Here is a 22,282-nt window from a genome sequence, read left to right as displayed (position 1 = left end):
CCATGACAAACGACCTGATTGCCAAATCCGCGATGGATCGGCGAATGGCCGAGATCCTGACCCCCGTCATCGAGGACATGGGGTACGAGCTGGTGCGCGTCCGCGTGATGGGTGGCAAGACCGCCACGCTGCAGGTCATGGCCGACAAGCCGAATGGCGGCATCGAGGTGGACGATTGCGCCGAGATCTCCACGGCCGTGAGCGCCGTTCTCGATGTCGAGGATCCGATCACGGACGCCTACACGCTGGAGGTGTCCAGCCCCGGCATCGACCGGCCCCTCACCCGGCTCAAGGATTTCGATGAGTTCGAGGGGTACGAGGCCAAGCTGGAAACGTCCGAGCTCATCGACGGGCGAAAGCGTTTCAAGGGCGTGCTGGCCGGGGTCGAGGGCGACGAAGTGCTGATAAACATCGACGCGGGCACCGTGGGCCTGAAATTCGAATGGCTTTCCGATGCCAAGCTGGTTCTGACCGACGACCTGATCCGCGACATGCTCAAGGCGCGCAAGGATGCCGGCGCGCTCAACGAAGACAGTTTTGACGATATCGAGACCGAGGGGTCCGAGGAGGAGACAAGATGGCAATAACCTCTGCGAACCAGCTGGAGCTTCTGCAGACCGCCGAGGCGGTGGCGCGGGAGAAGATGATCGACCCCTCGCTGGTGGTCGAGGCGATGGAAGAAAGCCTCGCCCGTGCGGCCAAGAGCCGCTACGGCGCGGACATGGACATCCGCGTGTCGATCGACCGCAAGACCGGGCGCGCGACCTTTACCCGCGTGCGCACCGTGATCGGCGATGACGAGGATATCGAGAATCACCAGGCGCAGTTGACGGTCGAACAGGCCCGCCAGTACCTCGACGATCCCCAGCCGGGCGACGAGATCCGCGACGAGGTGCCGCCGGTCGAGATGGGCCGCATCGCCGCACAGTCGGCCAAGCAGGTCATCCTGCAAAAGGTGCGCGAGGCCGAGCGGGACCGCCAATACGAGGAATTCAAGGACCGCGCGGGCACGATCATCAACGGCATCGTCAAGCGCGAGGAGTACGGCAACGTCATCGTCGACGTCGGCAGGGGCGAGGCCATGCTGCGCCGCAACGAGAAGATCGGACGCGAGAGTTATCGCAACGGCGACCGGATCCGCTGCTACATCAAGGATGTGCGCCGCGAGGCGCGCGGGCCGCAGATATTCCTGTCGCGCACCGCGCCGGAGTTCATGGCGGAGCTGTTCAAGATGGAGGTGCCGGAAATCTACGACGGCATCATCGAGATCAAGGCGGTGGCGCGCGACCCCGGCAGCCGGGCCAAGATCGCCGTTATCTCCTATGACAACTCGATCGACCCGGTGGGGGCCTGTGTCGGCATGCGCGGCAGCCGGGTGCAGGCGGTGGTCAACGAACTCCAGGGCGAGAAGATCGATATCATCCCCTGGAACGAGGACCAGGCGACATTCCTTGTCAACGCGCTGCAGCCGGCCGAGGTGGCGAAAGTCGTCATCGACGAGGAGGCGCAGAAGATCGACGTTGTCGTGCCCGAGGACCAGCTGTCACTCGCCATCGGGCGGCGAGGGCAGAACGTGCGGCTGGCCAGCCAGCTGACGGGTCTGGACATCGACATCATGACCGAGGCCGAGGATTCCGAGCGCCGCCAGAAGGAGTTCGAGGAGCGCTCGAACCTGTTCATGGAGGCGCTGGATCTCGACGAGTTCTTCGCCCAGCTTCTGGTGTCCGAAGGGTTCACCAGCCTCGAGGAGGTCGCCTATGTCGAGCTCGACGAGCTGCTGGTGATCGACGGAGTGGACGAGGACACGGCCAACGAACTGCAGGCCCGCGCGCGAGACGTGCTGGACGCGCAGGCTCGCGCGGCACTTGAAAAGGCGCGCGAGCTGGGCGCCGAGGACAGCCTCATTGACTTCGAGGGGCTGACACCCCAGATGCTACAAGCGCTGGCCGAGGACGGCATCAAGACGCTCGAGGACTTCGCCACCTGCGCCGACTGGGAACTCGCCGGCGGCTGGACGACCGTCGATGGCGAACGGGTCAAGGATGACGGCATCCTCGAACCGTTCGACGTTTCCATGGACGAGGCGCAAAACCTCGTCATGACGGCCCGCGTGATGCTGGGATGGGTCGATCCCGCGGAGCTCGAAAGCGACGCCGAGGAAGAAACCGAAGAGGAGGCCGAGGCCTGATCGGGGTCTCGTGAGGCGCAGTATGGGTCGCGGAGGGCAACCCAAGCAGCGGCCGGAGGGTCCCGAGCGCAAGTGCATCGCCACTGGCGAGGTCTTGCCGCAGTCCCGCCTGATCCGTTTCGTTGCGGGCCCTGACGGCCAGGTCGTGCCGGACGTTCTGGGCAAGTTGCCGGGGCGGGGCGTCTGGGTCGCGGCCACCCGCGAGGCGCTGGAGCGCGCGGTCGCCAAATCGCTTTTCGCGCGCGGGTTGAAGCAGCCTGTCACCATCCCCCAAGGGCTGGTCGATAGCATCGAGGCGCAGCTGGCCGAGCGGGTGGTGAACCTCGTGAGCCTTGCCCGCAAGAGCGGCGAGGCCGTGACGGGATATGAAAAGGTGAAGGACCGGCTGACGCGCGAAGACGCCCGCGTGCTGATCCAGGCCAGCGATGGCTCCGGCCGCGGGAAGTCAAAGCTGAGCACGCCGCATGGCGGCGATTACATCGGTTGGCTGACGGCGGAGGAGCTCGGCCGGGCCTTCGGGCGACAAACCGCGGTCCATGCTGCACTGGGGGATGGCGGTTTGGCGCAACGTGTTGTAGAGGAGGCGGCAAGGCTCAAGGGCCTGCGCGTCTCGGACGGCGAATTGGGACGCCGGAAAGGAAAGAAGACCAGATGAGCGACAACGACGGCAAGAAAACTCTGGGTGTGCGCGGCGGTTCCCGGTCGGGGAATGTGAAGCAGAGCTTCAGCCACGGCCGCACCAAGAACGTCGTGGTGGAAACCAAGCGCAAGCGCGTCGTCAAGCCCCAGCAGGGCGGGGCGGCCGGCCGCTCCGCCTCCGGATCTTCCCAGGCGCCTTCCACGTCGAAGGAAGCGTCCAAGCGTCCCGCAGGCATTTCCGATGCGGAGATGGAGCGCCGGATGAAGGCGTTGCAGGCCGCCAAGGAGCGCGAGGCCGAGGAACAGGCCCGCCGCGAGGCCGAGGAAAAGGCCCGCGAGCAAGAGCGCCAGCGGCGCCGCGAGGAAGCCGAGGCCAAGGAGCGTGAACAACGCGAGGCCGAGGAACGCGCCCGCAAGAAAGCCGAGGAAGAGGAACGCCAGCGCCGCGAAGAGGAAGAGGCCGCGAAGCGCAAGGCCGAGCAGTCCGCGCAGCCTTCGGCCGAGGAACAGCAGCCCGCCCGCAGTGCGCCCAAGCCGGCCCCGCGGCGCGACGACAAGTCCGACCGCGACCAGAAGGGCAAGGGCCGCGGCAAGGGCCGCGACGACGGCGGGCGCCGCGCGGGCAAGCTGACCCTCAACCAGGCGCTGTCCGGGGGCGAGGGCGGCCGCCAGAAATCGCTGGCCTCCATGAAGCGCAAGCAGGAGCGCGCCCGGCAAAAGGCCATGGGCAACGCGCCCGACCGCGAAAAGATCGTGCGCGAGGTGCAGCTGCCCGAAACCATCGTCGTTTCCGAGCTTGCGGGCCGCATGGCCGAGCGCGTGGGCGATGTCGTCAAGGCGCTCATGCAGAACGGCATGATGGTGACGCAGAACCAGTCCATTGACGCGGACACGGCCGAACTCATCATCGAGGAATTCGGCCACAAGGTCGTTCGAGTCTCCGACGCCGACGTCGAGGACGTGATCGACACGGTCGAGGACAAGCCCGAGGACATGAAGCCGCGCCCGCCGGTCATCACGGTGATGGGGCACGTCGACCACGGCAAGACATCCGTCCTTGACGCCATCCGCGATGCCAAGGTCGTCTCGGGCGAGGCGGGCGGCATCACCCAGCACATCGGCGCCTACCAGGTGACGACGGACAGTGGCACGGTGCTGACCTTCCTCGACACGCCGGGCCACGCCGCGTTCACGTCCATGCGGGCCCGTGGCGCGCAGGTGACCGATATCGTGGTGCTGGTCGTGGCGGCGGACGACGCGGTGATGCCGCAGACCGTGGAGGCCATCAACCACTCCAAGGCGGCCGGTGTGCCGATGATCGTGGCGATCAACAAGATCGACAAGCCCGAGGCCAACCCCGACAAGGTGCGTACCGACCTGCTCCAGCACGAGGTCGTGGTCGAGGCGATGTCCGGCGACGTGCAGGATGTCGAGGTGTCCGCGATTTCCGGTCAGGGTCTGGACGAACTGCTGGAGGCGATCGCGCTTCAGGCCGAAATCCTGGAACTCAAGGCAAACCCCGAGCGCGCCGCCGAGGGCGCGGTGATCGAGGCGCAGCTCGACGTGGGCCGCGGCCCGGTGGCCACGGTTCTGGTGCAGCGGGGAACGCTGCGGCAGGGCGACGTGTTCGTGGTTGGCGAGCAGTATGGCAAGGTCCGGGCGCTCATCAACGACCGCGGCGAGCGGGTAAAGGAGGCGGGCCCGTCGGTCCCGGTCGAGGTGCTGGGCCTGAACGGCACGCCCGAGGCGGGCGACGTGCTCAACGTCGTCGAGACCGAGGCGCAGGCCCGCGAGATTGCGGAATACCGCCAGAACGCCGCCAAGGAAAAGCGCGCCGCCGCCGGTGCGGGCACGTCGCTCGAACAGCTTCTGGCCCAGGCCAAGGAAAACGAGAACGTCAAGGAGTTGCCGGTCGTGGTCAAGGCCGACGTTCAGGGCAGCGCCGAGGCGATCGTTCAGGCGATGGAAAAGATCGGCAACGAGGAGGTGCGCGTTCGCGTGCTGCATTCCGGTGTCGGGGCCATCACCGAATCCGATATCGGCCTTGCCGAGGCCAGCGGTGCGCCGGTGATCGGCTTCAACGTGCGTGCCAACGCCCCGGCACGCAACAGCGCCAACCAGAAAGGCGTGGAAATTCGCTATTACTCTGTCATCTACGACCTCGTGGATGACGTGAAGGCTGCGGCGAGCGGGCTGCTCGGTGCCGAGGTGCGCGAGAAGTTCATCGGCTATGCCGAGATCAAGCAGGTCTTCAAGGTCTCCGGCGTCGGCAAGGTGGCCGGCTGTCTCGTTACCGAGGGCATTGCCCGCCGGTCAGCCGGGGTTCGCCTGCTGCGCGATGACGTTGTGATCCACGAGGGCACGCTCAAGACGCTCAAGCGCTTCAAGGACGAGGTGGCCGAGGTCCAGTCGGGTCAGGAATGCGGCATGGCGTTCGAGAAGTACGAGGACATCCGCGAGGGCGATGTCATCGAGATCTTCGAGCGCGAGGAGGTCGAGCGCAAGCTCGACTAAGCCGCGAGGCCGAACGAAAAAGGGGGGCGCCGCGCGCCCCCCTTTTTATCTTGATCGTGGCGTTTTCAGCTGGCGGCCTTCAAGAGCCCGTCCTCGGCAAGCTGCCGTTGCGTGAGGTCCAGCGCGGCGCGTGCGCGCTCCACCAGCGTATCGATTTCGCCGGGGGTGATGATCAGCGGCGGCGAGATCACCATGCGGTCGCCCACATGCCGCATCACCAGACCGTTGGCGAAACAGTGTTCCCGGCAGATGAGGCCGGCAGTGCCCTTGTCGGCGGCAAAGGCGGCCCGGCTTTCCTTGTGGGGTGTCAGCGCGATGGACCCCATCAGCCCCGAAATCTTCGCCTCGCCCACTATCGGATGATCGGCCAGCGATTCCCATTTCTCTTTCAGGTAGGGGGCCGTCTCCGCGGCCGCGCGTGCAACGATACCCTCCTCGCTCAGCAGGCGCAGGTTCTCAAGCGCCACGGCACAGGCCACCGGGTGGCCCGAATAAGTATAGCCGTGCGCGAACTCGCAGTCGTTGAGCACCTGTGCGACCTCGTCGCACACGATCGAGCCCCCGATGGGCTGGTAGCCAGAGCTCAGCCCCTTGGCGACGGTCATGATGTGGGGCCGGATGCCATAGGTTTCCGAGCCGAACCAGTTGCCCGTGCGGCCAAAACCGCAGATCACCTCATCTGCGATCAGCAGGATGCCGTGTTCATCGCAGATGCGCTGGATCTCCGGCCAGTAGCTGTCGGGCGGAACGATGACGCCCCCGGCGCCTTGTACCGGCTCGCCGATGAAGGCGCCGACACGGTCTGCCCCCAGCTCCTCGATCGCCTGCTCCAGTTCGCGCGCGCGGGCGATCCCGAACTCCTCGGGCGTCATGTCGCCGCCCTCGGCCCACCAGTCCGGCTGGTTGATGTGGTGGATTCCCGGGATGGGCAACCCGCCCTGCGCGTGCATCGCCGCCATTCCGCCCAGAGAGGCGCTGCCCATGCTGGAGCCGTGATAGGCGTTGCGGCGTGAAATGATGATGTTCTTCTCCGGCTGTCCCTTCTGGGCCCAGTAGGTCCGCACCAGCCGGATATTGGTATCGTTCGCCTCCGATCCGGAACTGGCATAGAACACGTGGTTCAGATCATACGGCGTCAACTCGGCCAGACGGTCGGCCAGCGCGATGGCCGGGACATGCGTGGTCTGGAAGAACGTGTTGTAATACGGCAGCTCTTTCATCTGCCGCGCCGCGGCCTCGGCCAGCTCATCCCGTCCGTACCCGAGGTTCACGCACCACAGCCCCGCCATGGCATCGAGCATCTCGTTGCCGTCGCTGTCGGTCAGCGTGACGCCCTTGGCGCGGGTGATGACGCGTGCGCCCTTCTGGTTCAACTCGTCGCCGTGGGTAAAGGGGTGCAGGTGATGGGCCGCATCCAGCGCTTGCAGCTCGGCGGTGGGCATGTGGTTGGTGATCAGGGTCATTTCGAAACCTTTCCAATCGTGAACCGGGTCTTTCCGGCGCGGGGCCGTTCCCGATCCATAATATGATCAAATTATTCGGCGTCAATCGAATCAGCGCCCGCGGCTCTCGGCCTACAGCGACTGGCGCACCTGCTCCATCCCCTGGATCACGTCCTCGCGGATCGCTCGCGCGGCGGCTTCCGCATCCCGGGCATGCATCGCGTCCAGCATGGCCTTGTGCTTGTCCGGCAGGTTCTGCGTGCCCATGCGCCCGCAGACGACCCGCAGGGAGGGACCGAAGCGCAGCCAAAGACCATCGGCCAGATCGGCCAGTATCGGTGCATCGGCAATGTCGTAGATCGACTTGTGGAAAAGATAGTTGCCTTCCAGATAGGCCCGGAGGTCGCCCGTGGCGATCGCCGCGTCGAGCTCCTGATCCAGCGCGGTCAGGCGATCGAGGTCTTCCAACGAGGCCCGCTCTGTCGCCCGAAGCGTGAGATGCGGGTCAAGCCACTGTCTTGCCAAGATTATTTCGCTTATATTTTCAGCCGTCAGCAGCGGCACCGAAACCCGGCGGTTTCCCTGGAATTCCAGCGCCCCGTCCGAGATGAGCCGGCGGATCGCCTCTCGGACGGGTGTCATGCCCGCGCTCAGGCGCTCGGTCAGGCCCTGGATCGTGACCGCCTGGCCGGGAGCAAGATCACCAAAAAGGATCAGTGCACGCAATTGCCGGTAGATCCGTTCGTGAGCTGGCAGGCGCGTGACCTCGGTGTTTCCATCGGTCGTGTCATCTTCTGCGTTCGTCATCGTTTTCCTTCGCCTGTGCGCGGTTCGCGCCCGCCCTGCCACGCCGGATGCGGGAGTGTTGAATACCATATTGCCACGCACCACCGCTTTTGATCAAATCCTTATGGCAGTGACGAGAGGTGCAATGATGACCCAGACGCCGCAACCGGAACGGTGCATCCGTGCAGCCGCGCAACAGACGGGGGGCCGGCCATGAACAGTCTCGACAGAATCTGGGAACCGCAGGCCTACGGTGCCGCGCCGATTGCAGATTGCTGGTGGGCCGACACCGCGGCGATCGGCCATTGGCCCGCGCTGGCGGGGGATACGCAGACCGACGTCGCCGTCATCGGGGCGGGGTTCACGGGGTTGTCGGCCGCGCTCAACCTCGCCGAGGCCGGGCTGGGTGTCACCGTCCTTGAGGCGCAGCAGCCGTTCTGGGGGGCGTCGGGCAGGAACGGTGGATTCTGCTGTCTTGGCGGCGCCAAGGCGGGGTTTGCCGACATGGTCCGCATGTTCGGCAAGGAGGAGGCACGCGGCTATTGCCGGGCCGAACGCGCGGCGGTCGACCATGTCGCGGAGTTGCTCGAGCGGCTCGACCTCGACGTCGATCGTCATTCGGACGGTGAAACGCAGCTTGCCCACCGGCCGCGCGATTTCGCTGCTCTGCGCGACAGCGTTGACCATATCCGCGATGTCTACGGGGTGGAGCCAACCGTGACCCCGCCCGAGGAACTGGCGCAGGCCGGGATGAAGGGGCCCTTTCACGGCGCGGTGACCACCCCAATAGGCTTTGCGCTCAATCCGCGCAAATACGCTGCCGGGCTGGCAAACGCCGCCAGGAGCGCCGGGGCCGCGATCCATGGCGACAGCGCCGTGACCGGGATCGATACCCTGCCCGGCGGTGGCTACCGCCTTCATACCGCGCATGGCAGCGTCACCGCCGAAAGAATCGTCGTGGCCACCAATGGCTACAGCTCCGACAACGTGCCGCGCTGGATGGCTGGCCGTTATCTTCCCACGCAATCCAGCGTGATCGTCACGCGCCCCATGTCGCGGGAGGAACTGTCGGCACAGGGCTGGACGAGCACGCAAATGTGCTATGACACGCGCAACCTGTTGCATTACTTCCGGCTGATGCCGGATGGCCGAATGCTGTTCGGCATGCGCGGTGGCCTGAGGCACACACCGAGGAGCGAAGCGGCGATACGCAAGGCGATTCGCAGCGACTTCGACACCATGTTTCCCGCGTGGCGGCATGTCGAAACGCCGCATTACTGGTCGGGTTTCGTTTGCCTCACGCGCGACCTTTTGCCCTATGCCGGCCCGATCCCGGACATGCCCGGCGCCTTTGCCGGGTTCGCCTATCATGGCAACGGCGTGTCGATGGGCAGCTACACCGGAGCGTTGCTGGCCGATCTGGTTCAGGGGCAAACGCCCGAACGCCCCTATCCCGCCCCCATGCGCCACACGCCGCGGCGCTTTCCGCTCGGGCGTTTCCGGCGCGTGCTGATGCGTCCCGCCTACCTGCATTACATGCTGAAGGATCGTTAACCCTGCGGCGTCCGGACGGATCGTGCGCCACCGCGCCGCAAGCCGAGCTGCCGCTCTCGCAAGATGATGGCGATCCCGGCGGCGATGATGAGCGCAGCGCCGGCAAGCATCTGCGCGGTCGGCACCTCGTCGAAGATCACGTAGCCGATCACGATGGCAAAAAGCATCGAGGCGTAATCGAACGGCGCGATGACGCTGGCATCGGCGAAACGGTAGGACGCGGTGAGGAAAATCTGCGCCGTGCCGCCGAGCAGCCCGGCAAGGATCAGCAGGCCGGTTTCCGTTCCGCCCGGGATCACCCAGCCGAAGGGCAGGGTGAGCAGCGACAGAAACGATGCGGTCATGGAAAAATAGAACACGATGGCGCTGGTCTGTTCGGTCTGCACCAGCTTGCGGATGTATATCTGCGCCAGCGCCGCACAGGTCGCGCCCATCAGCACGACGATCGCGCCCAGAGCCTCGGCCGCCGCGACGCCCTCGCCGGTGAGGGTGGTCAGCCGCGGCGCCAGCACGACCAGAACCCCGATCAGACCGAGCCCGACCGCGGCCATCCGCACGAGCCCCACCTTTTCGTCCAGGAACATGGCCGCGAACACCACGACCAACAGCGGCGCCGCGTAGCTCAGCGCCGTGACCTCTGGCAGGGGCAGCAGGCCAAGGCCGGCGAACATCAATCCCATCGCCGTCGTGCCCACGACCCCGCGCCAGAAATGCCCAATGGGCGAGATCACGCGCAGCCCCGTGCCCAGATCGCCCCGCAGAGCGAGCCAGACGAGGATCACCGGCACGGCAAAGACCGAGCGGAAGAAAACGGCCTGACCGGGCGGGACGTGATCCGACGTCGCCTTGATGAGCGACGACATGGCAATGAACAGCATTACGGCAAATAGCTTGAGGGCGATCCCTTTGAGCGGGTTCATGGGGCGTCTCCTGTGGCCCCTGATTGGCCCGCGCCGGCGCGAAGGTCAATCGCGCCGTCCTGTCAGTCCCAGTCCATCACCACCTTGCCCGAGTTGCCCGACATCATCGCGGCAAACCCCGCTTCGTACTCGTCGATGGGGATTCGGTGCGTAATCACGCCGGAGATGTCCAGCCCCGACTGCACCAACGCGATCATCTTGTACCACGTCTCGTACATCTCGCGGCCGTATATGCCCTTGATGTGCAGCATCCTGAAGATCACCGTGTTCCAGTCCACAGGGAATTCCGTCGGCGCGATGCCCAGCAGCGCCACCTTGCCGCCGTTGTTCATGCGCGAGATCATCTGCTGCATGGCGGCCGATGCGCCCGACATCTCCAGCCCCACGTCGAAGCCCTCGGTCATGCCGATGGCGTCCATCACGTCGCGCAGCTGCTGATTGGACACGTCGACGACGTGCTGCACGCCCATCCGCCGCGCGAGATCCAGCCGGTAGGGATTGATGTCGGTGATCACGGTCTTGCGCGCGCCCACCCGCGAGGCAACCAGCGCGCCCATGATCCCGATCGGGCCCGCGCCCGTCACGAGCACGTCCTCGCCCACGAGGTCAAAGCTCAGCGCCGTGTGCACCGCGTTGCCGAAGGGGTCGAATATGGCGGCCACCTCGTCGGGGATGTCGTCGGGGATGGGCACCACGTTGCTTTCGGGAATGCAAAGGTACTCGGCAAAGCTGCCCGGGCGCTGAACGCCCACCCCCTTTGTATTGCGGCACAGATGGCCCCGCCCCGCCCGGCAGTTGCGGCAGGCCCCGCAGACGATGTGCCCCTCGCCCGACACGCGCTGGCCGATACGGTACTTGTTGGCCGCGGCGCCCATGTCGACCACCTCGCCCACGAATTCGTGGCCCACCACCATGGGGACAGGCACGGTCTTTGCGCTGAACGCGTCCCATTTCCAGATATGCACGTCCGTGCCGCAGATGGCCGATTTCTTTACCCTGATCAGCACGTCCGCCGGCCCCGGCTCGGGCACCGGCACGTGCTCCATCCACAGCCCCGGCTCGGGCTTGGCCTTCACCAGCGCCTTCATCGTGTTGTTCATCAGATCACCTCCAGTTCGCGCCCGACCTCGGCAAAAGCGTCGATCGCGCGGTCCAGCATCTCGCGGGTCAGCGCGGCGCTCATCTGCGTACGGATCCGGTCCTGCCCCCTGGGCACGACCGGAAAGCTGAAGGCGGTAACATACACCCCGTGATCGCTCAGCCTTGCCGCCATCTCCTGCGCCAGCCGGGGATCCCGCAGCATGACGGGAATGATCGCGTGTTCGCCCGGCAGCAGCTCGAAACCCAGCTGTTGCATGCGGTCACGGAAATGGGCGGCGTTGTCCCACAGCCGGGCGCGCAGCGTGTCACCCTGTTCTTCGAGGAGGTCGAACACCCTCAGCGAGGCCCCCGCGATGACCGGGGCGAGCGTGTTCGAGAAGAGATAGGGCCGCGACCGTTGGCGCAGCCAGTCCACCACCCGTGCGCTCGCGGCCGTGTACCCGCCCGATGCGCCACCAAGCGCCTTGCCGAGTGTCCCGGTCAGGATGTCGACCCGGCCCATCACCCCGCAGTGCTCGTGGCTGCCGCGTCCGTGCGCGCCGACGAATCCCGTGGCATGGCAGTCATCCACCATCACCATGGCGTCGTATTCATCGGCCAGGTCGCAGATCTCGCTCAGCCGGGCGTAATACCCGTCCATCGAGAACACCCCGTCGGTGGCGATCAGGCGGTGCCGTGCGCCCTGTGCCTCCTGCAGGCAGCGTTCCAGATCGGCCATGTCCGAATTGGCGTAGCGGTGGCGCTGCGCCTTGCACAGCCGAATGCCGTCGATGATGCTGGCATGGTTCAGCGCGTCCGAGATCACCGCGTCCTCTGGGCCGAGAAGTGTCTCGAACAGGCCCGCGTTCGCGTCGAAGGCGGCAGCGTAAAGAATCGCGTCCTCGGTGCCGAGGAACCCGGCAATCCGGGCTTCGAGCTGCTTGTGCTCCTCCTGCGTGCCGCAGATGAAGCGTACGCTCGCCATACCAAAGCCGTAGCGGTCAAGCGCGTCATGCGCCGCGGCGATGATGGCGGGGTTGTCGGCCAAGCCGAGGTAGTTGTTGGCGCAAAGATTGATCGCCTGCCGGCCTCCGGCCAGGGCCACCTCTCCCGACTGCTTGCTGGTGATGACCCGTTCCGACCTGTAAAGTCCTTCCGTCTTCAATTCCGCCAGCCGGCCGGACAGTTCGGCGTCGAATCGCTTTGCAGCGTGTGTCATGGTTCGGTTCCCCTTGTGCTGCATGTGTTCGTCCGGGCGGTGGCCCGGGATGCGCAGCTTCTGTCTGGCGCGGAATTCAGCGCCGTGCCAGCCCGTTTGCGGCATGGGCAAGCTGCCCTACGGCCCAGCGGGCGGCATCGGCCACCGTCGGATTTGCATCATCCGTCAGGCCCTGCGCCACCTCCCGCAGCGCCGCGTCACCGGAATTGCCGATGGCGTAGAGCACGTTGCGCACGAACCTGTCGCGCCCGATCCGCTTGATCGGGCTGCCGGAGAACCGCTCGCGGAAGGCCGGATCGTCCAGCCTCGCCAGCTCCGCCAGCCGGGGCGCCGTCAGGTCGTCCCGCGCATGATAGCGCGCCTCGTGTGCGTGAGCGGCGAACTTGTTCCAGGGGCAGATCGCGAGGCAGTCGTCGCAGCCATAGATCCGGTTGCCCATGAGCGGCCGCAGCGTCTCGTCAACTGGCCCCTTGTGCTCGATGGTCAGGTAGGAGATGCAGCGCCGCGCATCCAGCTGGTAAGGGGCGGGAAAGGCATCCGTCGGGCAGATGTCGAGACAGGCCCGGCACGATCCGCAATGATCGGTTTCGGCCGGATCGGTCTCCAGCTTGAGGGTCGTGAACACCGACCCGAGAAAGAACCAGTTGCCCAGTTCGCGGCTCAGCAGGTTGGTGTGCTTGCCCTGCCAGCCAAGCCCGGCCGCCTGTCCCAGCGGCTTCTCCGGCACGGGTGCGGTGTCGACGAAGACCTTCACCTCGCCGCCGGCCTCGGCGATGAGCCACCGCGCCAGCCGCTTGAGCCGCTTTTTCACGATGTCGTGGTAGTCCTTGTTGCGGGCATAGACGGACACGGTACCCACCTCCGGCCTGTCCAGCGTCGCGAGGGGGTCCTCCCGCGGGGTGTAGCTTTCGGCAAGCATGATGACCGAGCGCGCCTCGGGCCACAGCGCCTGCGGCGCCCCGCGCCAGTGGCTGCGTTCTGCCAGCCAGCCCATCTGCCCGTGCCGCCCCTTCGCGAGGAATTCTGCCAGCCGTCCGGGCACCTCGGGCACGTCCCAGGGCCGGCACACGCGGCAGGCGTCGAAACCCTCTTCGTGGGCCCTTGCAACAAGTTTCCGTTTCAGATCGTCCATGTGTCTTCTGGCCGGAAATATCCCGGGGTGAATTGGCCGTCAGGCCAAGAGGGGCAGAGCCCCTCGGGGCGCGGACCTTCAGAAATCAAGGTCGGCATAATGCACCGGCGGGGGAAAGCCGGGGACCTGGTCGGCGAGGAGTCCGCGAAAGGCCGGGCGCGACTTGATCTTGGCGTACCAATCCTTCACCACGTCCGACCGGTTCCAGTCCACGTCGCTGATATAGTCCAGCGCGCTGAGATGGGCAGCGGCGGCGAAATCGGCCAGCGTCATCACGTCCCCGGCCAGCCACCGGCGGCTGTCGAGTAGCGAGGCCATGTAATCAAGGTGATACTTTATGGCCCGTGCACCGGCCTTGACGTTGGCGCTGTCGGGAAAGCCCTGTTTCGTCACCTTCTTGTTCACCCGCTCATACAGCAGGTTGGACGTCACCTCGTTGTGAAACTTGTCGTCGAACCATGCCACCAGGCGGCGTACCTCGTAGCGCGCCTCCGCCGCCTTGGGCATAAGCGGCGGCTCTGGATACCTTTCCTCGATGTATTCGCAGATCGGCGTGCTTTCCGCCATCATCCGGTCATCCAGCCGCAGCACCGGCACCTTGCCGGCGGCATTGCGGCGCAGGAAGTCCGGCGATTTCTCCCAGTAGCGTTCCTCCACGAGCTCGCACTCGATCTTCTTCTCGGCGAGGCACAGCCGCACCTTGCGGCAGAACGGGGAAAGGGGAACGTGATAGAGCTTGGCCATGGCCGATATCTGCTGTGAACCGGGCTGTTCCTCTCCTTGCCCGGAACGGGGCGGCTTTTCAATCCTCGAAACACGCGGCCCGCCCGTCGCGGCGGATCGTGGCCGCCCCGTCCATGATCTGTGCGGCCCGTTCGCGGACGAAACCGCCGGGATCGCTTGCCGAGCGGTCCTTGGGGGCGGGCAATATCGCGGCAAGTCGCGCCGCCTGCACGGGGCTGAGCGCCTCTGGCCCGACGTCGAAATAATGCCGGGCGGCGGCCTCGATACCGAAAATGCCGGTGTCGAACTCGGCGATGTTGAGATAGACCTCGACGATGCGGCGCTTGGGCCAGGCGGCCTCGACCATCGGCGTAATGACGGCCTCGAGCGCCTTGCGCGGCCAGCTGCGCCCGTGCCAGAGATAGACGTTCTTGACCACCTGCTGCGATATGGTCGACGCCCCCCGCCGCCCCCCATCGGCGATGGCCCGTCGGATGGCGGTCATGTCGAAACCCCAGTGGGTGCAGAAATTGGCATCCTCCGCCGCCACGACGGAACGGGCCATGACCGGCGCCACGTTCTCGATGGGAACCCATACGTGGTCGATCCGTCCCAGCCGCGCCTCCTCCTGTCGCATGTAGATGGTCTTGGGCGGGTTCACGGCCCGGTGCGCGACGATAACCGCCACGGCCACGATCACGACGATGCCCGCCAGCCGCGAGAGCCAGCGCAGGCCCCAGCGTACCGGGCGCAGCCGCCGCCGGTCCTTCTTGCCACGTCTCGCCTTGCGTTTTGCCATCCAGTGATCGCTACCGCGCCGGGTGTCGGCATTCAATACGTTGCCACCCCGCGGCCATCACGCGGCGGACCGGGGCTTGTCAGAATGAACAGGCCCAGGCCCGGACCGAACAGCCGACATCGTACTGGTTGCAGTAGCCCATGGCGATGTTCTGGGCCTGCGCCCTGCTCTGGGCGGTTCCCCAGCCCCAGCCATTGTTGGCGCCTGCAGCGATCGCGCCGCAGCTGTTGTAGAAGGTCTTGATCTGGGTACAGTTCCCGCCGCATTCCTGAAAGACGCGGTTATACGCGCCTGCCTGTGAGGCGTAGCTGTGCGCCCAGCCGGCCGCGCCGTAGGGGCCGAAACCCACCGCCCCCCAACAGTACTGGTAGCCGCATTGCCCCGCCCCGGCGGGTGCTGCCAGCACCGTCGCCATCGCCGCGGCCGCGGCGAAAACCGTTCTCGTTTTCATGGTGATTCCCCCGGTTACGTCGCGTCAGTATGCGCCGTAAGCCGGGATCTGCCAAATGCGCATCGCGCCCAGTCAGGCCTGCGCCGCGCCCGACAACCGGGCGCGCAGCGCCGCCTCTTCGTCTTCGGTCAAGGGCGACTGGATCAGGTGGCCCCGTTTTCCGAAACGCGCCAGCGCCTCTTCCAGTGCGGAGACATCCAAGTTGCGCACCAGCAGGCAGAGCGCCGACCCGCCGGGGCGCAGGCTGTCTGCGATCTCTTCGAGAAAGGCGGTGTTTACACCGGGATCGCGTTCGCGCCCGAGAACGGCCCCGGCGGCTGCGCCGGTCACCGCGCCGGCCACCGGTACGGCAAAGGCCGCGCCGATCACCAGCCCCCAAAGGCTGCCCCCGGCGGCCTGTGCCAGAGGCACGTTGACGGGCCGTTGCATGTGCACCTCTCCCGCCGCGTCCCGCGTGAGGATCGTGGTGTCCTGCGTTTCCAGCCAGTTGCCGGCGCGAAGGGGGCCAAGGTGCTGTTCCAGCTCGAACGCCGAGGATTCGTCATCGAAGGTTATGATGAGCAGCTCGGACATGGGGCATCTCCATCACGGTCACTGCACCCTGAAATAGGTATCCCCGCCACGGCGAAAACCCCGCGGCGGGTGCGCGGACCCGGCTATTCCGCGGGGATCGCGTCCTGCTCGATCCCCAGCGGGTGTGCGATCTTGTCGAGCATTTCCTTGGGGCAGATCTGAAGGAAATTGTCCTTCTCGATGTCCCAGTACTGCAGGATGTCCTGTGCCCGGCGCGATCCCGTCTCGGCGGCGTGCCGCTGGATGAGGTCATGCAGTTCATCCAGCCAGTGCGCCTCCCGAACCGGGCAAACGACGACCGAGGCCTGGTTTATGAGCGTTCGCGCCCGGCCCTCGGGGTCGTACAGATAGGCCATTCCGCCGGTCATCCCGGCGGCGAAATTCGCGCCGACCGTGCCAAGTATCACCGCGACACCGCCCGTCATGTATTCGCACCCGTTGGAGCCGCAGCCCTCGACCACCACATGCGCGCCGGAATTGCGCACGGCGAACCTTTCGCCGGCGCGCCCGCGGGCGAACAGGTAGCCACCCGTCGCGCCGTAGAGCACCGTGTTGCCGATGATCGTGTTGGCGGCGGCGTCCAGCGGACTCATCTGTGGCGGGCGCACGACGATCGTGCCCCCCGACAGGCCCTTGCCCACGTAATCGTTGGCATCGCCCGACACCTCGATCTTCAGCCCCGGCGCGGCGAAGGCACCAAGGCTTTGCCCCGCGCTGCCCGATAGTTTCACCGTCAGGTGGTTGGGCTGAAGCGCGTTGTTCATGCCGAAATTGCGCACGATATGGCTGGAGACCCGTGTGCCAACGGTCCGGTCCGTGTTCTGGACAGCGTAATGCAGCTGCATCTTTTCCCCGTCCTGCAGGAAGCGCTGGGCATCCCGCACGATCTCGGCATCCAGCGTGTCGGGCACCTCGTTGCGGGGCTTGTTGCGGTCATAGGTGATGTCCTTGGCCCCGTCGACCGTGATCAGCATCGGATTGAGGTCGAGATCGTCCAGATGCGCCGACCCCCGGCTGACCTGTGTCAGCAGGTCCGCCCGGCCCACCACCTCGTCAAGACTGCGTGCGCCTATGCTGGCCAGGATCTCGCGCACTTCCTGCGCGTAGAAGGTGATCAGGTTCACCACCTTGTCGGCATTGCCGGTGAACTTCTCGCGCAGCCGTTCGTCCTGTGTGCACACGCCCACGGGGCAGGTGTTCGACTGGCACTGGCGCACCATGATGCAGCCCATCGAGATCAGCGCGGCGGTGCCGATGCCGTATTCCTCGGCGCCCATCATCGCGGCCATCACGATGTCGCGCCCGGTGCGCAGCCCGCCATCGGTGCGCAGGGTTATCCGCGAACGCAGGTTGTTCATCGACAGTACCTGGTGGGCCTCGGTCAGCCCCATCTCCCACGGCAGGCCGGCATACTTGATGCTGGTCGCCGGGCTGGCCCCGGTACCGCCATTGTGGCCCGAGATCAGAATCACGTCGGCCTTGGCCTTGGCCACGCCCGCGGCGATCGTGCCCACGCCCGACTGCGACACGAGCTTGACGCAGACCTTCACGGTCGGGTTGATCTGCTTGAGGTCATAGATCAGCTGCGCCAGATCCTCGATCGAGTAGATGTCGTGATGCGGCGGCGGGCTGATCAGGGTCACGCCCGGCGTGGAATGGCGAAGCCGCGCGATCAGCTCGGTCACCTTCATGCCGGGCAGCTGGCCGCCCTCGCCGGGCTTGGCGCCCTGCGCGACCTTGATCTCCAGCTCCTCGCACTGGTTGAGGTACTCGGCCGTCACGCCGAACCTGCCCGACGCCACCTGCTTGATCTTGGCAGAGGGGTTGTCACCGTTGGGTTCGGGGTGGAAATGCGCCGGGTCCTCGCCGCCCTCGCCGCTGTCCGAGCGGGCGCCGATCCGGTTCATCGCCACGTTCAGCGTCTTGTGCGCCTCGGGTGACAGCGCGCCAAGGCTCATCCCCGGCGTCACGAACCGCTTGCGGATCGCGGTGACGCTCTCCACCTCTTCCAGCGGCACGGGGTCGCCCTTGGGCTTGATCGCCATCAGGTCACGCAGATGGATGGGCGGGTTGCCCTGCATCGCGTTGGAGTACCGCTTCCACAGCTCGTAGCTGGCATTGTTGCAGGCCATCTGCATCATGTGCATGGTCTGGGCGCCCCAGGCATGGGTCTCGCCCGATTTGCGCGCCTTGTAGAATCCCCCGATGGGCAGGATGTCGCGCCCGCCGAGGAATGCCTGTGCGTGAACCTCTTCCAGCTTGGCCTGGATGCCGCTCACCCCGATTCCGGAAATGCGGCTCGTCAGGCCCGGGAAATACTCCGCGCACATCGCGCGGCTCAGCCCGACCGCCTCGAAGTTCAGCCCGCCGCGATAGGACGACACGACGCTGATGCCCATCTTGGACATGATCTTGAGCAGCCCCTGGTCGATTGCCTCGCGATAGCGTGCGACGTTCTCGGTCAGGCTTCCGTCCAGCAGGCCGCGTTCGATCCTGTCGGCAAGACTGTCCTCGGCGAGATAGGGGTTCACCACCGTGGCCCCCGCCCCGATCAGAACGGCAAAGTAATGCGGATCAATGCACTCGGCAGAGCGGACGTTAAGGCTGCAGAAGGTCCGCAGCCCCTTGCGTGTCAGGTGCGAATGCACCGCGCTGGTGGCAAGGATCATCGGCATGCCGACGCGGCCCTCGCCGACCGCGGTATCGCTGAGCACGATATGCGCCGAGCCCGAGCGCACGGCATCCTCCGCCTCGGCCCGGATCCGCTCCAGCCCGGTGCGCAACGCGCCCTCGCCGGGGGAGAAGGTGCAGTCGATGGCGGCGGTCTCGCCCTCGAATTCTCCAAGCAGCGCCTCCCACTGCGCGTTACCGACGAACGGGCTCTCCAGCACCACGATTTCCGTCTGTGCACCCGATTCATCCAGCACGTTCTTGAGGTTTCCGAACCGGGTCTTGAGGCTCATCACCCGGAATTCGCGCAGCGAATCGATCGGCGGATTTGTCACCTGGCTGAAGTTCTGCCTGAAAAAGTGGCTCAGCGGGCGATACTTCTTGGACAGCACAGCGCTGGGGGTGTCATCCCCCATCGATGCGATGGCCTCCTTTCCGTCCTCGGCCATGGGCGCGAGGATGCTTTCCAGCTCCTCGATCGAGTATCCGGCCGCGATCTGGCGGCGCCGCAATTCCGTGCCCGAATGCAGCGCTCGCTCGGTTACCCCGGCCAGCTTGCGGTCCACGTCGTTGATCTTGCCAACCCACTCGCCGAAGGGCAGGGCGCGCGCCAGCTTGTCCTTGATCTCGGTATCGTGGAACAACGCGCCCTTTTTCATGTCCACGGCGAGCATCTGCCCGGGCCCCAGCGCGCCCTTTTCGCGCACGCTCGATTCATCGACAGGCACCATGCCTGTCTCGGACCCGCAGACCACCAGCCCGTCGCCGGTGACGACATAGCGCATCGGGCGCAGGCCGTTGCGGTCCATGCCCGCGCAGACCCAGCGGCCGTCGGTCATGGCCAGCGCTGCGGGACCGTCCCACGGCTCCATCACCGAGTTGCAGTAGGAATACATGTCGCGCCACGCCTCGGGCAGTTCCTCGGCCTGCTTGGACCAGCTCTCGGGTACGAGCATGGTCTTGGCCATGGGGGCGCTGCGACCGGCCCGTACCAGTACCTCGAACACCGAATCGAGCGCGGCACTGTCGCTCGATCCTCCCGCGATGATGGGCTTGATATCCTCGGCCATGTCGCCGAAGGCGCTGCTGGCCATGCGGATTTCATGGCTCTTCATCCAGTTGACATTGCCCTTGAGCGTATTGATCTCGCCGTTGTGCGCCAGCATGCGGAAGGGCTGGGCCAGCCACCACTGGGGAAAGGTGTTGGTGGAATAGCGCTGGTGATAGATGGCGAACGCGCTCTTGAACCGCTCGTCCTTGAGGTCGGGATAGAATTCCGCCACCTGCTCGGCCAGCATCATGCCCTTGTAGATGATGCTGCGGCAGCTCAGCGACGCGATGTAAAGCCCGCTCACGCCAGCGGCGACGACCGCCTTTTCGATCCGGCGACGAATGACGTAGAGTTCGCGTTCGAACTCCTCCTCGCCGATGTCCTTGGCGTTGGAAATGAGGATCTGCTCGATCTCGGGTCGCGTGGCGTTGGCCTTCTCGCCCAGGACGCTGATATCCACGGGCACGTGACGCCACCCGTAGATGTAGTGGCCCATGCGGATGACCTCGGTCTCGATGATCGTGCGGCAGGTTTCCTGCGCGCCGAAATCGGTGCGCGGCAGGAACACCTGGCCTACCGCCATCAGCTGGTCCTCGCGCGGTTCGTGGCCCGTGCGCCGCACCTGGTCGTAGAAGAAGGGGGCGGGGATCTGGATATGGATGCCCGCGCCGTCGCCGGTCTTGCCATCGGCGTCCACGGCGCCGCGGTGCCAGATCGCCTTGAGCGCGTCGATCCCGGCCTCGACCACCTTGCGCGACGGCTGGCCGTCGATGGAAACGACCAGGCCCACCCCGCAGGACGAATGCTCGTCCTCGGCACGGTACATGCCGTTCTCGGCCAGCCACGTGCGCCTGGCTTCCTCGGCAGCGGCCCAGTCTTGATCCAGTTTCGTCATCGCGTTTACCCTTCCTTCAATCGGTGGGTCAGGGTTGCTGCCCTATCGAATTTCAAAAAACCCGGCGGCGCCGAAAGGATACCGGCGTCGGACCGACGTGATGGCGCTATTCTGCCGCGACGGCATGCGCGGGGGCGGTGGAAAGGTGGTCGAGGATCGCCTCGGCCGCATCGCGGCCGTCACGTATTGCCCACACCACGAGGCTGGCCCCGCGGACGATATCGCCAACGGCGAACACCCCGTCCAGCGCCGTGCGGCCGGTGGTGAACTCCGCCTTGATCGTGCCCCAGCGGGTAACCTCCAGCTCCGGCTGATTCCAAAGCGTCGGCAGGTCCTCGGGCTCGAAGCCGAGCGCCTTGATGACGAGGTCTGCCGGTTCGTCGTGTTCGGCCCCCTCGATTTCCTCGGGGCTCTGGCGGCCCGTCGCGTCGGGCGCTCCTAGCCGCATCTGCTGTACCTTTACCGCTGTCACCGGGTCGCCCACGAACCCCTTGGGCGCGCTCAGCCACTCGAAGACAACGCCTTCCTCCTCGGCATTGGCCACCTCGCGCTGGCTGCCGGGCATGTTGTCGCGGTCCCGGCGGTACAGGCATTTGACAGATGCCGCGCCCTGCCGAACGGCGGTGCGGACGCAATCCATCGCCGTGTCGCCGCCGCCGATCACGACGACCCGCTTGCCATTGGCGTCGAGTTCCCCGCTTTCGAATTCGGGCACCGCGTCGCCAAAGCCGACACGGTTCGACGCGGTGAGATAATCGATGGCCCGCACGATACCGGCGGCGCCGGCACCCGGTCCGTGCAGATCGCGGCTCTTGTAAACGCCGGTGGCGATCAGCACGGCGTCGTGCTTGCCGCGGATGTCCTCGAAGCCGATGTCCTCGCCCACATTGCAGTTCAGGACGAACGTGACCCCGCCCTGTTCAAGCTGGTCGAACCGTTTCATGATAACGTCCTTTTCCAGCTTGAAACCGGGTATGCCGTAGGTCATCAGCCCGCCTGCGCGGTCGTAGCGGTCATAGACCGTGACCTGCACTCCGGCGCGGCGCAGCGCATCAGCCGCGGCAAGACCGCCGGGTCCGGCACCGATGATCCCGACGGACTCGGGGCGTTCCCGGGCGGGCGCTATCGGCTCGACCCAGCCCCGCTCCCATGCCGTGTCGGTTAGGTATTTCTCCACCGCGCCGATGGTAACCGTGCCGTGCCCGGCCTGTTCGATCACGCAGTTACCCTCGCACAGGCGATCCTGCGGGCAGATGCGCCCGCATATCTCGGGGAAGGTATTGGTGAGCTGGCTGAGCTCGTAGGCCTCCCTGAGCCGGCCCTCCGCGGTCAGGCGCAGCCAGTCGGGAATGTTGTTGTGCAGCGGGCAGTGGCTTTGGCAATACGGCACGCCGCACTGGCTGCAACGGGCGGCCTGTTCCTTGGCCTTCTCGTCGGCGTACTCCGCGTAGATCTCGTGGAAATCCCTGTTCCGGTCCTCGGCCGCCCGCTTGTCGGGCATCGTCCGTTCAACGGTCACGAATTTCATCATCGGGTGCTTCGACACGGCATATTCTCCGACTTGCTGTCAGTGCTGGACGTGTTTAATCGAAGCGAGATGATAAATAAAGGCAGCAATACTGACATATCATGAATAATTTTCTCTT

17 protein-coding genes are annotated in these 22,282 nt (G+C 65.7%); 5 read left to right on the top strand and 12 right to left on the bottom strand.

The window, feature by feature from the left end; all coding sequences use genetic code 11:
- The first annotated feature begins 2 nt into the window (after positions 1-2).
- From rimP to infB, 4 genes are read left to right on the top strand one after another with little or no spacing between them, the layout of a single operon-like run.
- On the top strand, positions 3-587 hold the full coding sequence (gene rimP, locus ACH13J_RS01730) for a ribosome maturation factor RimP (RefSeq protein ID WP_397541583.1): 585 nt from the start codon (positions 3-5) through the stop codon (positions 585-587).
- Positions 578-2,188, top strand: a complete 1,611-nt coding sequence (gene nusA / locus ACH13J_RS01725) for a transcription termination factor NusA (RefSeq protein WP_397541582.1) — start codon at positions 578-580, stop codon at positions 2,186-2,188. The genes rimP and nusA overlap by 10 nt, the downstream gene beginning before the upstream one ends.
- Positions 2,189-2,210: 22 nt before the next feature.
- Complete coding sequence (locus tag ACH13J_RS01720) at positions 2,211-2,843, top strand: RNA-binding protein (protein WP_397541581.1); 633 nt, start codon at positions 2,211-2,213, stop codon at positions 2,841-2,843.
- The gene (infB, locus tag ACH13J_RS01715) at positions 2,840-5,341 is read left to right on the top strand and encodes a translation initiation factor IF-2 (RefSeq protein ID WP_397541580.1); all 2,502 of its coding nucleotides are present in this window, start codon (positions 2,840-2,842) and stop codon (positions 5,339-5,341) included. Before ACH13J_RS01720 ends, infB begins: the two co-directional genes overlap by 4 nt.
- Before the next feature lie 65 nt (positions 5,342-5,406).
- On the opposite strand, the gene ACH13J_RS01710 is transcribed toward infB, so the two are convergent.
- A complete protein-coding gene (locus tag ACH13J_RS01710; RefSeq protein WP_397541579.1) occupies positions 5,407-6,804 on the bottom strand; it encodes an aminotransferase in 1,398 nt (465 codons plus the stop codon).
- A 111-nt stretch (positions 6,805-6,915) separates the two neighbouring features.
- Positions 6,916-7,590 (bottom strand): FCD domain-containing protein, encoded by a 675-nt coding sequence (locus ACH13J_RS01705; RefSeq protein WP_397541578.1) that lies wholly within the window; start codon positions 7,588-7,590, stop codon positions 6,916-6,918.
- A gap of 192 nt (positions 7,591-7,782) precedes the next feature.
- Between ACH13J_RS01705 and ACH13J_RS01700 the strand changes: the two genes are divergently transcribed.
- Positions 7,783-9,123 (top strand): FAD-dependent oxidoreductase, encoded by a 1,341-nt coding sequence (locus ACH13J_RS01700; RefSeq protein WP_397541577.1) that lies wholly within the window; start codon positions 7,783-7,785, stop codon positions 9,121-9,123.
- Here the strand turns inward: ACH13J_RS01700 and ACH13J_RS01695 are convergent.
- The 10 genes from ACH13J_RS01695 to ACH13J_RS01650 all read right to left on the bottom strand — a co-directional run bounded on the left by ACH13J_RS01695 (position 9,120) and on the right by ACH13J_RS01650 (position 22,182).
- Entirely contained in the window at positions 9,120-10,043 is a 924-nt protein-coding gene (locus tag ACH13J_RS01695) for an EamA family transporter (protein WP_397541576.1), read from the bottom strand. The genes ACH13J_RS01700 and ACH13J_RS01695 overlap by 4 nt on opposite strands.
- A 62-nt stretch (positions 10,044-10,105) precedes the next feature.
- Complete coding sequence (gene tdh, locus ACH13J_RS01690) at positions 10,106-11,131, bottom strand: L-threonine 3-dehydrogenase (protein ID WP_397541653.1); 1,026 nt, start codon at positions 11,129-11,131, stop codon at positions 10,106-10,108.
- An 11-nt stretch (positions 11,132-11,142) separates the two neighbouring features.
- Complete coding sequence (locus tag ACH13J_RS01685; protein ID WP_397541575.1) at positions 11,143-12,342, bottom strand: glycine C-acetyltransferase; 1,200 nt, start codon at positions 12,340-12,342, stop codon at positions 11,143-11,145.
- 76 nt (positions 12,343-12,418) lie between these two features.
- The gene (queG, locus tag ACH13J_RS01680) at positions 12,419-13,474 is read right to left on the bottom strand and encodes a tRNA epoxyqueuosine(34) reductase QueG (RefSeq protein WP_397541574.1); all 1,056 of its coding nucleotides are present in this window, start codon (positions 13,472-13,474) and stop codon (positions 12,419-12,421) included.
- A 78-nt stretch (positions 13,475-13,552) separates the two neighbouring features.
- On the bottom strand, positions 13,553-14,218 hold the full coding sequence (gene fzlA / locus ACH13J_RS01675; protein WP_397541573.1) for an FtsZ-binding protein FzlA: 666 nt from the start codon (positions 14,216-14,218) through the stop codon (positions 13,553-13,555).
- A 58-nt stretch (positions 14,219-14,276) separates the two neighbouring features.
- Positions 14,277-14,996, bottom strand: coding sequence for a monofunctional biosynthetic peptidoglycan transglycosylase (gene mtgA / locus ACH13J_RS01670; RefSeq protein ID WP_397541572.1), 720 nt, complete (start codon positions 14,994-14,996; stop codon positions 14,277-14,279).
- Positions 14,997-15,075: 79 nt separating this feature from the next.
- Positions 15,076-15,447 carry a DUF4189 domain-containing protein gene (locus ACH13J_RS01665; protein WP_397541571.1) on the bottom strand — a complete coding sequence of 124 codons (372 nt, stop codon included), beginning with the start codon at positions 15,445-15,447 and terminating at the stop codon, positions 15,076-15,078.
- A 72-nt stretch (positions 15,448-15,519) separates the two neighbouring features.
- The gene (locus ACH13J_RS01660; RefSeq protein ID WP_397541570.1) at positions 15,520-16,020 is read right to left on the bottom strand and encodes a DUF1269 domain-containing protein; all 501 of its coding nucleotides are present in this window, start codon (positions 16,018-16,020) and stop codon (positions 15,520-15,522) included.
- Between the two features lie 83 nt (positions 16,021-16,103).
- Complete coding sequence (gene gltB, locus ACH13J_RS01655) at positions 16,104-20,636, bottom strand: glutamate synthase large subunit (protein WP_397541569.1); 4,533 nt, start codon at positions 20,634-20,636, stop codon at positions 16,104-16,106.
- A 106-nt stretch (positions 20,637-20,742) separates the two neighbouring features.
- Entirely contained in the window at positions 20,743-22,182 is a 1,440-nt protein-coding gene (locus ACH13J_RS01650) for an NAD(P)-dependent oxidoreductase (protein WP_397541568.1), read from the bottom strand.
- Positions 22,183-22,282 lie beyond the last annotated feature (100 nt).

This window comes from Roseovarius salis (assembly GCF_044472985.1).
Classification (GTDB): Bacteria; Pseudomonadota; Alphaproteobacteria; order Rhodobacterales; family Rhodobacteraceae; genus Roseovarius; species Roseovarius salis.
Note: the sequence above shows the minus strand (reverse complement) of the source record. Positions and strands in the feature narration are given on the sequence as shown.

What these genes read in the sequence shown, in the direction of transcription:
- rimP (WP_397541583.1), top strand. Translation starts at nt 3, where the DNA reads ATGACAAACGACCTGATTGCCAAATCCGCGATGGATCGGCGAATGGCC.
- nusA (WP_397541582.1), top strand. Translation starts at nt 578, where the DNA reads ATGGCAATAACCTCTGCGAACCAGCTGGAGCTTCTGCAGACCGCCGAG.
- ACH13J_RS01720 (WP_397541581.1), top strand. Translation starts at nt 2,211, where the DNA reads ATGGGTCGCGGAGGGCAACCCAAGCAGCGGCCGGAGGGTCCCGAGCGC.
- infB (WP_397541580.1), top strand. Translation starts at nt 2,840, where the DNA reads ATGAGCGACAACGACGGCAAGAAAACTCTGGGTGTGCGCGGCGGTTCC.
- ACH13J_RS01710 (WP_397541579.1), bottom strand. Translation starts at nt 6,804, where the DNA reads ATGACCCTGATCACCAACCACATGCCCACCGCCGAGCTGCAAGCGCTG.
- ACH13J_RS01705 (WP_397541578.1), bottom strand. Translation starts at nt 7,590, where the DNA reads ATGACGAACGCAGAAGATGACACGACCGATGGAAACACCGAGGTCACG.
- ACH13J_RS01700 (WP_397541577.1), top strand. Translation starts at nt 7,783, where the DNA reads ATGAACAGTCTCGACAGAATCTGGGAACCGCAGGCCTACGGTGCCGCG.
- ACH13J_RS01695 (WP_397541576.1), bottom strand. Translation starts at nt 10,043, where the DNA reads ATGAACCCGCTCAAAGGGATCGCCCTCAAGCTATTTGCCGTAATGCTG.
- tdh (WP_397541653.1), bottom strand. Translation starts at nt 11,131, where the DNA reads ATGAAGGCGCTGGTGAAGGCCAAGCCCGAGCCGGGGCTGTGGATGGAG.
- ACH13J_RS01685 (WP_397541575.1), bottom strand. Translation starts at nt 12,342, where the DNA reads ATGACACACGCTGCAAAGCGATTCGACGCCGAACTGTCCGGCCGGCTG.
- queG (WP_397541574.1), bottom strand. Translation starts at nt 13,474, where the DNA reads ATGGACGATCTGAAACGGAAACTTGTTGCAAGGGCCCACGAAGAGGGT.
- fzlA (WP_397541573.1), bottom strand. Translation starts at nt 14,218, where the DNA reads ATGGCCAAGCTCTATCACGTTCCCCTTTCCCCGTTCTGCCGCAAGGTG.
- mtgA (WP_397541572.1), bottom strand. Translation starts at nt 14,996, where the DNA reads ATGGCAAAACGCAAGGCGAGACGTGGCAAGAAGGACCGGCGGCGGCTG.
- ACH13J_RS01665 (WP_397541571.1), bottom strand. Translation starts at nt 15,447, where the DNA reads ATGAAAACGAGAACGGTTTTCGCCGCGGCCGCGGCGATGGCGACGGTG.
- ACH13J_RS01660 (WP_397541570.1), bottom strand. Translation starts at nt 16,020, where the DNA reads ATGTCCGAGCTGCTCATCATAACCTTCGATGACGAATCCTCGGCGTTC.
- gltB (WP_397541569.1), bottom strand. Translation starts at nt 20,636, where the DNA reads ATGACGAAACTGGATCAAGACTGGGCCGCTGCCGAGGAAGCCAGGCGC.